General features: G+C 62.8%; 15 protein-coding genes. 9 read left to right on the top strand and 6 right to left on the bottom strand.

Annotation, left to right across the window (positions count from 1 at the left end; all coding sequences use genetic code 11):
* Positions 1–179 precede the first annotated feature (179 nt).
* Complete coding sequence (locus MIC97_RS21255) at positions 180–959, bottom strand: acetoin reductase (protein WP_130520665.1); 780 nt, start codon at positions 957–959, stop codon at positions 180–182.
* A gap of 293 nt (positions 960–1,252) precedes the next feature.
* Here MIC97_RS21255 and MIC97_RS21260 point away from each other — a divergent pair, with 293 nt between their 5' ends.
* On the top strand, positions 1,253–2,641 hold the full coding sequence (locus tag MIC97_RS21260; protein WP_239801941.1) for a mercuric reductase: 1,389 nt from the start codon (positions 1,253–1,255) through the stop codon (positions 2,639–2,641).
* A 35-nt stretch (positions 2,642–2,676) separates the two neighbouring features.
* Complete coding sequence (locus MIC97_RS21265; RefSeq protein ID WP_239801942.1) at positions 2,677–5,028, top strand: heavy metal translocating P-type ATPase; 2,352 nt, start codon at positions 2,677–2,679, stop codon at positions 5,026–5,028.
* A gap of 47 nt (positions 5,029–5,075) precedes the next feature.
* On the opposite strand, the gene MIC97_RS21270 is transcribed toward MIC97_RS21265, so the two are convergent.
* The 4 genes from MIC97_RS21270 to MIC97_RS21285 form a co-directional block, all read right to left on the bottom strand.
* On the bottom strand, positions 5,076–5,306 hold the full coding sequence (locus tag MIC97_RS21270; protein WP_024845346.1) for a hexameric tyrosine-coordinated heme protein: 231 nt from the start codon (positions 5,304–5,306) through the stop codon (positions 5,076–5,078).
* A 97-nt stretch (positions 5,307–5,403) separates the two neighbouring features.
* Positions 5,404–6,048 carry a DUF924 family protein gene (locus MIC97_RS21275; protein ID WP_130520661.1) on the bottom strand — a complete coding sequence of 215 codons (645 nt, stop codon included), beginning with the start codon at positions 6,046–6,048 and terminating at the stop codon, positions 5,404–5,406.
* Between the two features lie 92 nt (positions 6,049–6,140).
* Entirely contained in the window at positions 6,141–8,090 is a 1,950-nt protein-coding gene (locus tag MIC97_RS21280; protein ID WP_239801943.1) for a cation-translocating P-type ATPase, read from the bottom strand.
* A gap of 86 nt (positions 8,091–8,176) precedes the next feature.
* Positions 8,177–8,398: a heavy-metal-associated domain-containing protein gene (locus MIC97_RS21285; protein WP_035032918.1), complete on the bottom strand. Its 222-nt coding sequence runs from the start codon at positions 8,396–8,398 to the stop codon at positions 8,177–8,179.
* Positions 8,399–8,798: 400 nt separating this feature from the next.
* Here MIC97_RS21285 and MIC97_RS21290 point away from each other — a divergent pair, with 400 nt between their 5' ends.
* Together MIC97_RS21290 and MIC97_RS21295 are read left to right on the top strand one after the other, a co-directional pair.
* Entirely contained in the window at positions 8,799–9,194 is a 396-nt protein-coding gene (locus tag MIC97_RS21290; protein ID WP_239801944.1) for a cupin domain-containing protein, read from the top strand.
* Positions 9,195–9,388: 194 nt separating this feature from the next.
* Complete coding sequence (locus MIC97_RS21295; protein WP_239801945.1) at positions 9,389–9,529, top strand: hypothetical protein; 141 nt, start codon at positions 9,389–9,391, stop codon at positions 9,527–9,529.
* Between the two features lie 448 nt (positions 9,530–9,977).
* On the opposite strand, the gene MIC97_RS21300 is transcribed toward MIC97_RS21295, so the two are convergent.
* Positions 9,978–10,229, bottom strand: a complete 252-nt coding sequence (locus tag MIC97_RS21300) for a plasmid stabilization protein (RefSeq protein ID WP_035032958.1) — start codon at positions 10,227–10,229, stop codon at positions 9,978–9,980.
* 463 nt (positions 10,230–10,692) lie between these two features.
* Between MIC97_RS21300 and MIC97_RS21305 the strand changes: the two genes are divergently transcribed.
* The 5 genes from MIC97_RS21305 to MIC97_RS21325 all read left to right on the top strand — a co-directional run bounded on the left by MIC97_RS21305 (position 10,693) and on the right by MIC97_RS21325 (position 15,016).
* Positions 10,693–11,619 (top strand): DUF3991 and toprim domain-containing protein, encoded by a 927-nt coding sequence (locus tag MIC97_RS21305; RefSeq protein ID WP_239801946.1) that lies wholly within the window; start codon positions 10,693–10,695, stop codon positions 11,617–11,619.
* 129 nt (positions 11,620–11,748) lie between these two features.
* On the top strand, positions 11,749–12,201 hold the full coding sequence (locus MIC97_RS21310) for a hypothetical protein (RefSeq protein WP_239801947.1): 453 nt from the start codon (positions 11,749–11,751) through the stop codon (positions 12,199–12,201).
* A complete protein-coding gene (locus MIC97_RS21315; RefSeq protein ID WP_239801948.1) occupies positions 12,198–13,976 on the top strand; it encodes a PcfJ domain-containing protein in 1,779 nt (592 codons plus the stop codon). The genes MIC97_RS21310 and MIC97_RS21315 overlap by 4 nt, the downstream gene beginning before the upstream one ends.
* Before the next feature lie 52 nt (positions 13,977–14,028).
* Complete coding sequence (locus tag MIC97_RS21320) at positions 14,029–14,736, top strand: hypothetical protein (RefSeq protein ID WP_239801949.1); 708 nt, start codon at positions 14,029–14,031, stop codon at positions 14,734–14,736.
* Positions 14,723–15,016, top strand: coding sequence for a hypothetical protein (locus MIC97_RS21325; protein ID WP_239801950.1), 294 nt, complete (start codon positions 14,723–14,725; stop codon positions 15,014–15,016). Before MIC97_RS21320 ends, MIC97_RS21325 begins: the two co-directional genes overlap by 14 nt.
* Positions 15,017–15,194: the final 178 nt, after the last annotated feature.

Here is a 15,194-nt window from a genome sequence, read left to right on the forward strand (position 1 = left end):
AAGAACCTGTGGTACGAATGGCGGCCGAAGGCGGCGATGGCCATGCCAAGCAACAAGAGGACAATTCTCTCGACAAAGGCGGCTCTTCCAGACGGAACCATTCCGCTGGAGGGAGAAATTTTCACAAGCCCGTTTCCCGGTGCGGACGCTTCTGAACTTTCGCGATTTGGCAGGCGGCCTTATCGGTAGACGATACCGCCATCGGTCAGGATCGACTGTCCCGTTATGTAGTCGGAATCGGCGCCCGCGAGGAAGGCGACCAACGCTGCCACGTCCTCCGGCGTCTGCGCGCGACCCAAAGCGATGCCTTCGACATACTTCTTGTAAGTTTCGCCCTTCGGCGTTCCGGTGATCTCGGAAAAGCGCTCGTCGATCTCCACCCACATGTCGGTGCCGACGATGCCGGGGCAGTAGGCGTTCACCGTGATGCCCGCGCTGGCATATTCCTTGGCGGCGGCTTGCGTCAGCGCACGCACGGCGAACTTGGTCGCCGAATAGACGCCAAGCATGGCGAAGCCGTCATGTCCGGCAATCGAGCAGGCATTGATGATCTTGCCTTTCTGTCCGCGATCCTTGAATTTCTTCGCAGCCGCCTGGATACCCCAGAGCACGCCGTCGACATTGATCCGGAAGATCAGGTCCATGTCCTCGGGCGTGACGTCGGCGATCGGCTTGACCTGGGCGATGCCGGCATTGTTGACGATGACGTCGAATCCGCCGAGTTGCTTTTCCGCATGGTCGATAGCGGCGTAGACGTCGTCGCGCTTGCTGACATCGGCGATGACGGTGGTGGCCTTGCGTCCGAGCGCTTCGACTTCCTTGCGAACGGAGTCGAGCTTGTCAGCCTTGACATCGGCCAGCGCGAGGTCGGCGCCTTCCTTTGCAAGCCGCAGCGCAATGCCGCGTCCGATCCCCTGGCCAGCGCCGGTTACCAAAATGACTTTGCCATTCAACGACATGATTTTCTCCTACAGAAAGTTGGCCAATCCTGTGCAGCCAGGATGTTCCCTTTCGGGCAATACAGCCGGAGCAGAACCGACTACACTCGATGATTCCGGTCCATTTAAAGGCCGTGGCCCGGAAATGATGCGACGGCGTCGAAACTGGCAGTAAGGCCACCTCAAGGGGCCTCCCTCAAAAGCAACAGTAATTGTTCGACACCGCAAGAGTATGACATGATCCCGCATATATGGCCGAGCGCCATATTTTCATCGCGCGGATAGGTTCGCTGTTGCAGAAGGATGCATAGTTGATGATGGAAGCGGAACGCTACGACGCTGTCGTGATCGGCAGTGGCGAGGGCGGGAAATACCTCGCCTGGCATATGGCGCAAGCCGGCCAGAAGGTAGCTGTCATCGAGCGGCGCTGGATCGGCGGCTCGTGCCCCAACATCAACTGCCTGCCCAGCAAGAACGAGATATGGAGCGCGGGTATTGCTCATGCCGTTGCCCACGCCGCGGAGTACGGCGTTGCATCCGGCCCTGTCTCGGTCGACATGAAGACGGTCGTGGCGCGCAAGCGCGCCATGGTCGAGGGTCTGGTTGCGTTTCATCTCGAACGCTACGAGGCGACGGGCGCGGAACTCATCATGGGCAACGCCCGCCTCATCGGACCAGAAACGATCGAAGTTGCCTTGAACGACGGCGGGACGCGACTGCTCGCCACGGACAAGCTGTTTCTCAATCTTGGAACACATGCAACCATTCCACCCGTCCCCGGTCTGGCCGAAGCCAGGCCGCTCACCCATATCGAGGCGCTCGAACTGGACCGGTTGCCGGCACATCTGATCGTGCTCGGCGCCGGCTATGTCGGCCTTGAACTCGCGCAGGCCTATCGGCGTTTCGGCAGCCGCGTCACCATTGTGGACCGTGGGCCACGGCTGCTGAAGCGCGAGGATGAAGATGTGTCCGAAGAAGTTCGGCGGATTCTGGAGGCGGAAGGCATGGAGGTGCTTTTGTCGGCCGAAGTCGAGAAGGTGGAGGGCCGGTCGTGCGAAAGCGTGCGCGCCACCATTCGGACGCCGGGCGGTTTAAGAACGATCGAGGGCACGGACATTCTGGTCGCTGCCGGCCGCACGCCCAACACGCGAGGGATCGGTCTCGAAGAGGCAGGCATTGCGCTGACGGATCGCGGTTACATCAAGGTGAACGATCGACTGGAGACAACTGCAAGGGACGTCTGGGCCATCGGAGAATGCGCGGGAAGTCCGCAATTCACCCACGCATCGCTCGATGATTTCCGAATTATCCGGGACAATCTTGACGGTGGAGACAGAACGACCACCGGGCGGCTGATGCCCTATTGCATGTTCATCGACCCGCCCCTTGCCCGCATCGGCATGAGCGAAGCGCAAGCGCGGGCCAATGGAATGGATTTGCGCGTCGCGAAACTGCCAATGAAGGCGGTGCTGCGGACGCGGACGACCTCGCAGACGGCCGGCTTCATGAAGGCGCTGGTCGATAAACAGGACCGGATCGCGGGCTTTGCGATGATCGGTTCGGAGGCCGGAGAAGTGATGGCCGTGGCGCAGGCGGCCATGCTTGGCGGTCTGTCCTACAGTGTCCTGCGCGATGCGGTTCTTGCGCATCCGACAATGGCCGAGGGGCTGAACGCGCTGTTTGGCAAGGTCGAGGCAAGGTGAGTTTCGAAGGTTCAAACGAGGCGGCGGATTAGAGAATGAACGGACATTGCGAGCACCAGCATCATTCCCACAATCATGCCCATTCGAAAGATGGGCATCTTGTGAAGGACCCCGTCTGTGGCATGGAGGTCGATCCGCAAACGGCGGACCATCACCTGACCCACGAGGGCCACACTCATTATTTCTGCTCGGCTTCCTGCAAGGCGAAATTCGAGGCGGACCCGGCCCGATATCTTGCAGGAGACGCGGCGCCCGCTCCGGACGCGCCCGAGGGCGCGATCTGGACCTGCCCGATGCATCCCGAGATCCGGCAGGACGGGCCGGGAAGCTGCCCGATCTGCGGCATGGCGCTGGAGCCGCTAGTGGTGACCGCCGACAGCGGCCCCAGCCCGGAACTCGCCGACATGACACGGCGCTTCTGGATCGGGCTGGTCCTCGCCGCTCCGGTCTTCGTGCTCGAAATGGGCAGCCACCTTGTGCCCGCGCTGCATCATCTGGTGCCGATGCGGATATCGATCTGGATTCAGCTCGTTCTGGCGACGCCGGTGGTTCTGTGGTGCGGATGGCCGTTCTTCGAGCGCGCCTGGGCGTCGCTGGTCAATCGCAGCCTCAACATGTTCACCCTGATCGCCATGGGCACCGGCGTCGCCTTCGCCTACAGCATCGTCGCCGTCCTTGCGCCGGGCATTTTCCCCGCCGCCTTTCGCGCGGAAGATGGCACGGTCGCGGTCTACTTCGAAGCGGCGGCGGTCATCACCGTTCTGGTGCTGCTTGGCCAGGTGCTGGAACTGCGCGCCCGCGAACAGACATCAGGGGCGATCAGGGCGCTTCTCGATCTGGCGCCGAAAACGGCGCGGCGCGTCAGTGACGATGGCGCGGAAGAAGACGTGCCGGTGGAGCATGTCGTCCTCGGCGACAGGCTGCGCGTGCGGCCCGGTGAGACCGTGCCGGTCGATGGCGTGGTCGAGGACGGGCGCTCGTCGCTCGATGAAGCGATGGTCACCGGCGAATCCATGCCTGTCACCCGCACCGTGGGGGATCAAGTCATCGGCGGCACGCTGAACCAGACCGGGGCGCTGGTGATCCGCGCCGAAAAGGTCGGCCGCGACACCATGCTGTCGCGCATCGTGCAGATGGTGGCCGATGCGCAGCGCTCGCGGGCGCCGATCCAGCGCATGGCCGACCAGGTCTCGGGCTGGTTCGTGCCGCTGGTCATTGTCATTGCAATTCTCGCCTTCATCGTCTGGGGCATCAGGGGGCCGGAGCCGCGCTTTGCCTATGGGCTGGTCGTGGCCGTTTCGGTGCTGATCATCGCCTGTCCCTGCGCATTGGGGCTGGCGACGCCGATGTCGATCATGGTCGGCGTCGGCAAGGGTGCGAGCGCCGGCGTCCTGATCAAGAACGCCGAGGCGCTCGAACATATGGAGAAGGTCGACACGCTCGTCGTCGACAAGACCGGCACGCTCACCGAGGGCAAGCCGTCGGTGACGGCGGTCGTTGCGGCAAACGGCTTCGATGAAACGGAAATCCTGCGGCTTGCCGCTGGCGTCGAGAAGGCGTCGGAACATCCGCTTGCTCTGGCGATCGTGGAGGCGGCAGAGAAGAAGGGCATCGAGGTCCCGCCCGTGGTGGACTTCGACTCTCCTCTCGGCAAGGGCGCGCTCGGCACCGTCGAGGGCAAGGCGATCGTGCTCGGCAATGCGGCGTTCCTCAAGGAGCATGGTGTCGATGCGTCGGCCCTTGCCGAACGGGCGGACGCCTTGCGCCACGATGGCGCGACGGCGATCTATATCGGCATTGAGGGCAGGGCCGGCGGCATTTTCGCCATTGCCGATCCGGTCAAGGCAACGACGCAGAAAGCGTTGAAAGCCTTACATGGCGAGGGTATCCGCATCGTCATGCTGACCGGGGACAATAAAACCACAGCCGAAGCTGTCGCACGTCAACTGGGCATCGATGAGGTCGAGGCCGACGTGCTGCCGGATGCAAAGAGCGCCGTGGTGAGCCGTCTCAAGGCGGAAGGCCGTGTGGTCGCCATGGCGGGCGACGGCGTCAATGATGCGCCGGCGCTGGCGGCTGCCGATGTCGGGATCGCCATGGGCTCGGGCACCGATGTCGCCATCGAAAGCGCCGGTGTCACCCTGCTCAAGGGTGATCTGATGGGGATCGTGAAGGCGCGGCGTCTGTCGCAGGCGACGATGGCGAATATCCGCCAGAATCTGTTCTTCGCCTTCATCTACAATGCCGCCGGCATCCCGATTGCCGCGGGCGTGCTTTACCCTTCTTTCGGCCTCCTCCTTTCACCGATCATCGCGGCGGCCGCCATGTCGTTGTCGTCGGTCAGCGTCATCGCCAATGCGCTGCGATTGCGAGGGCTGAAACTTTGACTGAAACGCCGGTGCGACTGACGCCCTCGCCTATGATTGACCGGGCGTCAGTCGCGCCAATAATTGTTGGCGGCCGCCACCGTCTGGAAATGGATGGCGATCACCTGTGAGGAGGCGATCAGCTGCGCGGTGTCCTGATCGTAGGCCGCGCGCAGCTTGTCGCGAATTTCTGCGGACGGCTGGGTCACCTTGACGCCGACCCGCGCCATTTTGGTGGCAAGGTCGAACCCCTCCTGCGGGGTTGCTGTCTTGAGTGAGGGAAGCCAAGTGTCAGCCATGATGTTTTCCTTCCAGAGAATACGAATACGCAACAACCGTAATCTACCCGAGCAGCCGACGAAAGCATCAACCCTCGATGCGTTTCGCCTCCAGGCGTCACGCCTGAAACGCCCTCTCGTGCGGGAAATCCCCTCCAGCGATGTAAGCGTCTTCCGCCTGCGTCGATTCTCGGCCGAGGACCTGATTGCGGTGCGGGTGACGGCCGAAAGCGGCGATGACCTTGCGCACATCACCGGCCTGGTTCACCAGCGACTGGTATATCGGTTGAAGGGAAGCGGACGCTTCCGCCGCTATCTCTTCGCGAAGCCCGATGAGCAGATCGATGCGCTCAAGGTGATCCGGGCCTTCGCAATGGCCAAGGGGCTGACTGTAGACGACCCTGTACCAGGGCGTGCCGAGCGATGCATAGTGGCCGTTGGAGAACCCCTCCATCGCCAGCGACAGTGCGGCAGGGTCCTGCGCGAAAGCCCGCGGCGTGCCGCGCCACAGCGAGCGTGAGAACTGGTCGAGCACGATGATGAGCGCCAGCCTGCCTTCGGGTTCGTCGGCCCAGTCGTCGAGATCGCCTGAGGCTGCGCTCCTCGTGAGGTCGGCGAAGCGCGCGACGATCGTGTCATCCGCTCCGCCGTGCAACCGCCACGACCAGTGATCGCGATGAGTTTCAGCCTTTATCTGTGAGGAGCGGCCTTCGGGAAACCAGAAGTCGAGAACGTCGTTCCACGGGGCGGTCCTGGTATTCATGTCGATCCTTTCTGGCGGTTGCGAGCAATGAGACAGGGTTGGCGCCGCAAAAACAACAGACCCCGCATCGCTGCGGGGTCTGCGAGGAGGCTTCAGCCTCGCGCGGCCACAGTTGCGGGCCGGGCGGTGGCTGTTTTTGACGCCCGTCCGCCGGGTGCGGTGGCCTTCGGCACGCGCAGCAGGCGCATGCCGTTGGCGATGACGATCAGCACCGAAAGCTGGTGGACCAGCATGCCGCCGGCCATATGGACATTGCCGGAGAACACGCCCGCCAGCAGTCCGGCCACCGTCACCAGTGCGATGACGAGGTTCTGGCGCATATTGCCCAGCGTTGCGCGCGAGATCGCCATCGCCTCGGGGATCTTGCCGAGATCGTCCTTCAGGAGCGCGATGTCGGCGGTCTCGATGGCGACGTCGCTGCCGGCCGCGCCCATGGCGATCGAGGTGTCGGCTGCGGCAAGCGCCGGTGCATCGTTGATGCCGTCGCCGACCATGGCGACATGCGCGCCATCCGCCTTCATCTTCCGGATCAGTTCCAGCTTGTCCTCGGGCATCAGCCCGGCATGGACCTCGTCGATGCCGACCTCGCGGGCGATGGCTTCGGCCGCGCCATGCTGGTCGCCGGTCAGCATGACCACACGGCCTATGCCGATGTCACGCAGACGGGCGATGGCTTCCGCCGCGCCTTCACGGGCCATGTCGGACATGCCCAGCATCCCGATCAACTGCCCGTCACGCGCCACCAGGATCGGCGTCTGGCCATTGGACAGCAGACGGTCCAGGGCGGCTTCGCCCTCCTGGCCCAGCGTAATGCCGAGCGTATCCATGAGGCGTCGGTTGCCGGCGGCGATGACGCGGCCGTCGATGCGGGCGCTCAGGCCCATGCCGGCATGTTCCTCCAGCGCCTCGGGCGTGGAAAGCGGCCCCTGCTTGCGGCCAGCCTCGACGATGGGACGGCCGAGCGGATGGGTCGATCCGGTCTCGGCGGTCGCAGCCAAATGCAGCAACTCGGCCTCGGCAATGCCGCCGAGCGCGACGATAGAGGCGAGCTGCGGCTTGCCTTCCGTCAGCGTGCCGGTCTTGTCGAGCGCCAGCGTATCGATGCGGCCTGCACTTTCCAGATGCTGACCGCCCTTGATCAGGATGCCGCTGCGCGCCGCCCGGCCGATGCCGGCGACGATGGAGACCGGCGTCGAGATGACCAGCGCGCCGGGGCAACCGACGACCAGCAGCGTCAGCGCCAGGCGGATGTCCTGCGTCACCGCGAAGGCGGCGACCGCGAGCCCGATGATCGACGGCGTATACCATTGCGCAAAGCGCTCGATCATACGCTGGCTCGGGGCCTTTTCCTCCTGCGCTTCCTCGACGCGCTGAATGATGCGGGCAAGGGTGGTGTCGGCGCCGACATTGGTGGCGCGGATGCGCAGCAACCCGTTCTCGGCGATCGTTCCTGCATGAACGTGGCTACCAGGCGCTTTCTCGGCCGGCATCGGCTCACCGGTAATCGCCGCCTCACTGACGGCGGCGGTGCCTTCGGTCACCTCACCATCCACCGGGATGCGTTGACCGGCCCTGACCAGCACGGTCTCGCCAAGCTGGACCATATGCGCCGGCACCTCGACGGGATCGCCGTCGCGCAGCACGGTCGCGGTGGCGGGCGCGGCATCGAGCAATGCCTTCAGCGCGCCACGGGTCTGCCCCATGGTGCGCGCCTCCAGCCAGCCACCGAAAATGAAGAGGAAAGTGACGGCCGCCGACTCCCAGACCTCGCCGATAAACAACGCGCCGACCGCCGCGACGGTGACGAGCAGTTCGATGCTGAAATGCTTTACACGCAACGAGCGCCAGGCGCGGATGGCGATGTCGGAGCCGGCGACAAAAGCTGCCGCGACCATCAGCGCCATCCATGCCTCGACCATGCCGAAGCCGTAGCGCGCCAGAAGGCCGGCCGCGATCAACCCGCCGCTGCCGACCGTCAACCACAAGCGCCGCCGTGCCGGATGCACGAAGGCGCTTCTGATCCTGCTGACAAGATTGCTCATCTCATCGCTCCTTTCATCTTCATCCATGCCGGAAAAGCGTGCCTGCCGCGCCGGCTCGCGGCGCGGCGAAAAAGGCGGAGTGCCGATCAGAAGGCGGCAGGTTGCGCCTCGTAGCCGGTGCCGCGCACCGCCTCGACCAGCGCTTCAACGCTGGCTTGCGCGGGGTCGTGCTCAACCTCGATCTTGCCGGTGTTGAAGCGCACCTCGGCCTTCGCGACGCCCGGAAGGGCGTTGAGCGCCTTTTCGATCTTCGGCACGCAGGATGGGCAGGAAAGTTCATCGCTGCGAAGGATGGTTTTCTGGGTCATAATCGGGTTCCTTTCGATAGTGGAGGAGGGGTGTCCCCTGCCTCATTGATCTAAGGGTTTGGCCACGCATTGCGATTGGCGAAACCGGCAAGCCAGGCTTGCAGGAATGCACAGGCCGCTGCCTTGGTTCTGGTTCGTTGGGCGACCAAATTGGGAGCTGTGGTGGAATCGTCGCCTAAACCAAAGGGATCTCCGTGCGTGAATGCACAGGTCGACGAGTCTCGATTTCCTGGCGGATGCTTTGATGTGGACGCGCCGCTGCTGGAAGGACAGCTTGAGGATACTGTCGCCGAAGTCGTATCGGCGACAAGACCATATGCGAAGGTCTCATTGGGCGGATTTGAGTGAGATCAACGAAACGAGCCAAACTTGTGAAATGAATTGGAAGAAGGAGCATATCATGCGTGGATTTGTTGATGACATCGAGGAACTGACCGAGGGAAACACGGATTTTCGCCGTGTTCTTTATACGGCAACAAATATGCAGCTAGTGCTGATGACGCTTCAGCCTGGCGAGGAGATCGGCGAAGAGGTTCACGACGACGGCGATCAGTTCTTTCGTGTCGAGGACGGCGAAGGTGAAATCCTGATCGATGGCAACGTGAGTAGGATCGGAGCCGATATGGCCATGATCGTACCCGCCGGGGCGCGGCATAACGTCAAGAACACCGGCAATGAGCCGCTGAAGCTTTATACGATCTACAGCCCGCCCGAACATGTCGACGGTGTCGTTCATCCAACCAAGGCTGAAGCCGACGCCGCTCATGAACACTTCGACGGCAAGACCAGCGAATAGCGCCGTTGGGCGATCAGTGGTTTGCGACGACAACACCCATGAATGGTGTTCCTGCTTGCCCTCCCGCACCGAACCGCGAGAGGGCAAGATGACAATTCTTTGCCAGGAGATGAGGTGAAGACTCCCGATGCGCCCGGCTTTCCCGCCGCACGGCGGCGATCATCCGCTAAAATCTGGCATTCGCCATCGGCGTCATGGCAGTGCTGGTCACCGGCGGTCTGTTCTTCGAACTGCCGTTGCCGCTGATCGCCGTTCACGACGGAGCGGCGCGGGTGCAGGACGGCCCATGCATTGAATCGCGCAAATGGGCGGCACGGTGTTCCGGTGCAACCTGAGGAACGGTCGACGGAGGCCCTATGAGAATTTTAGGCCGAGTCACTTCCGTTTGGCGGGAGCCGCTGGCGGCTCTTCAACGGGCTTTGGCTTTCGTCCCAATCCCATCGATTTTGCCAGTTCGGAACGCGCTGCGGCGTAGTTTGACAGCCGGTTTCCGTCGACCAGCAGACATCCGCAGCGCTGGCTGGTGTAGAGGTCTCGGGCGAGCGCCTGACGCCTGATCCCGTTCGGACCATGCCAGCGTTTGTCGCTAAATCCTCCAAGAAATCGGTTCAATCACAGCCAGAAGATCGCGTCTGCGCTTTCCCTCGGCCACAGACGCACCCCATAGAGGATCTCCGCCTCTCGTGAAAAGTGACGCGGTCGGCTGGTCGGCCACCCAGGATTCGGCGGCACTACTAGGCTAGGGCAGAAGAAGCTCGGAAATGACGTTAGTGTCGAGGACAATCATTGGCCCAGATCGGCGGAGTCACGAATTGGCTCGCGCGCCGGAATCTCCAGCTCGATGCCCCCAATCTTGGCCATCCGGCTGCGAATCCGAGTTGCCAGGTTTCCCTTTTTCGGACGGAGTTCGGTTGCAAGTGCTGCGCGGAGAATATCCCGCGCTTCGTCTTCCATCAAACGGCCTCGCGACGCCGCGCGCATGCGCAGACGATTCTTCAGCTGCTCATCGAGATTTCTGATCGTCCTGCTGACCATGGGCACCTCGTACATCAATGATTGCATCGCCTTCAAGGCGAACCGCCGGGCTTCTGGGGCGTCGTCTTTTATCGCCAACAAGGACTCGCATTATGATCAAACGAGAGCTGATCGATACCGGCACCCACAAGCGCTACGTGCGCCGTGAGGGGAAGAGCCAGTTCAAGGAATCCGACGATCTTGGACGCTCGTTGGGGTTCCTTCGGACCGGGAAGTGCCGGGTGGGCATGCCACCAAGAAGAGAGGCATGAAGGGTTGTTTTGATGAAACCTTGCCGCTTGCGCGCTGCAGCGCGCAAGGGACACTGACGCTCCGGCGGTCCCGTCGGTGCTCACTGGCAGAAATGTCGGGTTGACCACCGTGCCCTTGCCCGCCTTGCTCTTCGCGGCCTCCGGTGTCCGCAACACAAGGGTTTTGGGTCGGGAATCGGCTAAAAGGAGCACGAGACGTGCAGGCGGAAAGAATGGACAAAGCTGACTTGGAAGAGCTGAGGGCGCAGGTGCCCTGCAGCGCGGTGCTGGAAGAGGCAGGGTTTGCGCTCGACCTCAAGGAGAGCACGCGGAAGGCGATGAAATATCGCCGGGACGGCGAGATCATCATCGTCATCCATGACGGCAAGGGCTGGTTCGACCCCCTCGGCGAAGGCAAGGGCGACGTCTTTAACCTCGTCGAGCATCTGCAGGGCGTGCGCTTCGTCGAGGCCATGCACGAAGTGGCAAGCCTTGTCGGATTTGAGCTTTCGGAGCCTGTCTGGGAGCGGCAGTCGCGCGACCGCAAACCTGACGTTTCCGTTTCCGAACGATGGCGCACAAGGCGCAAGCCGTGGAAGGAATCGGCAACCTGGATCTATCTGAGGGACCAGCGCGGCCTGAGCGAACGGATTATCCGCATTGCGATCGCCGCCAATCGTCTCCGCGAGGGGCCGCATGGCAGCATGTGGGCTGCCCATACAGACAGTGACGGTGCTATCACGGGCTGGGAGGAGCGTGGCCCGGATTGGCGTGGCTTCGCCGCCGGTGGCGCCAAGGTGCTGTTTCGCCTCGGACGGCCGGACGCGCTGCGGCTGTGCGTGACGGAGGCGGCAATCGACGCCCTGAGTCTGGCGGCCATCGAGGAGATGCGGGCCGGTTCGGTCTATCTCAGCGCCGGAGGTGGCTGGTCGCCGGCAACGGCAGAAGCACTACGCCTGCTCGCCGCGCGTCCCGGCGCGGAACTCGTCGCGGCGACTGACGCGAACAAGCAGGGCAACGTGTTTGCCGAGCGCCTCTATGAGATCGCTGAAGAAGCAGGCGCTGCCTGGTCACGCCTCCTGCCTCCGCTTGATGATTGGAACGATGCTCTGCGCGCGCGCACCAAGGAGCGAGAAGCCGAGGAGAATGAGGAAGGATAGGTCTGCCGCATGCCCGCCGGCCGCGATCAAGGGTGAAGCTGCGCCCGGCATGCGCCGGCCCTTGACCCGGCCGAACGGAGAGGCGGCCCGCCCGAAGGTGTGTTCAACGCCTGAGGGAAGGACAAGACAATGGAAATGGCGGAGAGGCTGGGTGCGATCCTGCGCGCCCTTCAGATCACCGAGATCGAATATTCGCTCAGTGGTGGTGGCGATTCTGGTGAAACGACACTTGAACGCGTCACCTACAGTGGTGACCCGCTGGCGCATGATCTGCCGGATATACCCATCTTTATCAGCGACCGCGGCGAAATCCGGCACTTGCCGGAACTGCTTGAAAACATCGTCGCCGATGCGCCCGAGGGCGACTGGGTCAATAATGAGGGCGGATACGGCACCGTCTATATCCGTCCTTTCGAGGACGAGGAAGGGCTGACCATCGAGTGCGATATATCCTATCGCGAAGACGGTGATTATGGCGATGACGACGAAGACGAGTTTGTCGATGATGATCCGATCGACGGTGAGGACGATGGTCCACTCGCCCTCGCGGTTGAGGTTCTGGTCGGGGAGGTTGCGCCATGAGCAGCCGATCCTGGTCCCAGCTGAAGACCATCGCCATCAGCCAGCTCGTCGCTGCCTGTCCCTGGATCAGGGAACGCCCGACCCAATTTTCGGCCTTTTCCATTATCGTGGCGCTGGCAGAGGTCAGGATGACGGTCCGCGCCATCGAGGGGCGTCTGGATGCCGATGTCCGCACAACACCATCAGTAAAAAAAGATCCGCTCGCCGCCGAGCTGGTCCAAATGATCGCGGACAATGCAACGAGTCATGCATCTTCCGCACGGCCCGAAAGCAGTCCCGCCTTCGGTGACTGGGCTGAAGATCACGGGTTTTCGGATATGGGCGTTGCGCTCCTGTCGAGCAACGCCAACTGGCAGGATCTGACGGCGGCCGCCGGGATCATTGCAACGGCGATCAAGGCCCTTTCGGAACGCGCCCGTACGCTCGCACAGACCCACATGGGCACCATACTGGCGCGCGATCTGCCCGATGGCGTTTTCCTGCGTCATGGTCTCAACGCGGTCGCCGCCTGGCTGCTGGCTCCCGAAACGAGCGGCCGGGAGGAGCGTGCCGTAGTGCTCACGCGCCGTCGGCAGGCGATGTCCGTTTACGGCGCGTTGTCCTGCGCTCTGCGCGAGGAGGACGTCACCGGCATTATCGACGCCGGGCTTCCTCTTGCCGCCGTTCTCATGGAACGCCATGGTTTGAACGCCGCCGAATTGCGCTCCTTGCGCAACGGACGCCACCTTCGCCACTCGATCGAGAACCCGACCGATTTCCATGTCGCCATCGAGGAACTCAAGACCCATGAAACGCCGCTTCATGAATGGCCGGGCGGAGGAAGGCCTGAAGAAGCCGATGCATGGGCAGGCTCGCCCTGGGTGAAAGAACCCCGCCAGCATGTCGTGAGGCCCGATTATTTCGGGTTCTACAAGGATGGCATAACCGACGCCATCAACGCCATGCGCGAAGACTTGCTTCGGCCGATGGTCGCCGAGCGCATCCGCCTCGGAGGTTTCGCGCCATCACGCCAGGTGGTCTCCTTCGCCAGGAGCATCGAGATCGACGTCAGAAAAGGTGGCGGGCTGGTGCGCCAGCGAATGATCGCTGCGCTGCGGCATGCGATCATCGGACCGCGCAAGCCGAAAGCATTCCAGGAAGCTGTCGGCCTGTGGCATCGCCGCGTCGCGACGCTCTCGGCCCTGCGCCATGAACACACTGCCGAGCGGCCGGGCTGGCCGGAATTGTGCGCGCCCTGGCGCTCTGCCTGCGGCAGCCATGAACTCGTTGTCCTGTCGTCGGCGGCGGATCTGGTCGAAGAGGGTCGTTTGCTCGACCACTGCGTCGGTGGCTATTACGCAATCTGCCGTCGCGGAGATACGCAAATCCTGTCATTGCGGGAAAACGGCAAGCGGATAGCGACGCTGGAACTGACGCTCGGCCCAGACCTCGGCGTATTGGCGCTCGCGGTCGGCCAGTTCAAGGCCTACCGCAATTCGACGCCGCCGGCCCATCTTCCTGATCCGCTGCGTGCTTTTCTGCGGGATGTGCGCAATGGCGACCATCCGGTCAATGCCGCCCGCCTCGCCCACTATCGCAAGAAGATGCGTGACGTCTGGGACGGGACCTGGAACAGCGAGGCGCTGTCGCTCGATCACGCCCGGAAAGCCTTTCCGTTCTATCTGCCGCTTCTCCCACGCGGGACACCGGCGGATTTCGACGCTTGGTGCGCGGCGTCGGGATTACCGGCGGCCTTTGACGCGACGCTCGCTCAGCTCGACGCCTCCTCGCGCTGATCGCACCACAACCAGTTCCCGTTCCAAACATCACCATGAAGGAGAGCAGATCATGCATCCCTACGATCACGCGCGTTCGTCAGCCCGCATCCACGGCGGCGTCTGGCAGGACTATTTCGAACTGCACAGCTGGTTCGACGCCAGCAAGTCGCTTTTGTGCAGGTTTACCCATCGTGCGCTACGCCATCACCTCGAAGGCGTCGCCGAGGCGACAGCACATTTCGGGGCCGATATCCGCAATTCCGATGCCGTCGACGTCGACACCATGACGCTTGGTGTCCAGCACCTGGAAGAAGACTGTCCACGCATTATTTCCGCGTGTGACTGGCTCGTCGGCTTCGACGCGCCTGACTGGCTGCCTGCCTCGCTGCCGGACGTGGAAGATCTGGCCCAGGCGAGCGTCATGCGTTTTGGTGGTGAGGCTGAAGATTTCCTGCCGCTTCATCGCTGGTTCCTGGCGACAGCGCCCTGGAGTGAAGACACGGCGCATCTGATGTTTCGCCATCACGCTTTCGGTGTTTTCGAGGCGGAGGTGAGGTTCGGACCCCTCATCCACCATGGCGCCGGGTGGGTGACCCCGACGCGTATAGTCGCCGAACGCCATGTTCAGGAAGTCCTTGGACGCGTTCCGCCGGCGACGGAGTTCCTGCGCCGGATCAAGGGCGAGCGCTGGATGCTGCAGGCGACCTCGCCGCGCAAGCTCGGGCTCGATGCCCCGATCACCCTAGACGTCATGGAGAAGACCCATGTCGTCGCTTGATGTTCGCCGGTTCATCGTCATCTCCACCGGCCATGTCACCGAGGCGACGGCAAAGCTTCTCGATGGTGTCCCGGTCGACCAATGGCCGTGCCTTGGTGGCCGATACGGCGATTATGGCTGGTTCGTCTATGCCCATGACGAGAATTGCGGAACCGGCAAGGACCGGATTCCGGATGATCTGTACGCCGTCATGATCTGGGCTCGAAAGAAGCGCTGCGATTATGTCCTGCTGGACTGCGACGGCGACCAGATCGACGCACTGCCCCACCACGACTGGTAGCGCCTGCCCGCTCTGCGGAAGGGGGAAAGAAGAGGGAAAGAAGAAAAGGAGGAAGAAAGCCCGGCTGCCGCATGCCCGCCGTCCGCGTCAAGGGTAGAGCTTCGCCCGGCCAAAGCCGGCCCTTGACCCGCCCGGGCGGAGAGGCGGCTGCGGGGGAGGGGTCAGAAGGGTTGGAGAT

The organism is Aquamicrobium sp. NLF2-7 (assembly GCF_022359935.1).
Lineage (GTDB): Bacteria > Pseudomonadota > Alphaproteobacteria > Rhizobiales > Rhizobiaceae > Mesorhizobium > Mesorhizobium lusatiense.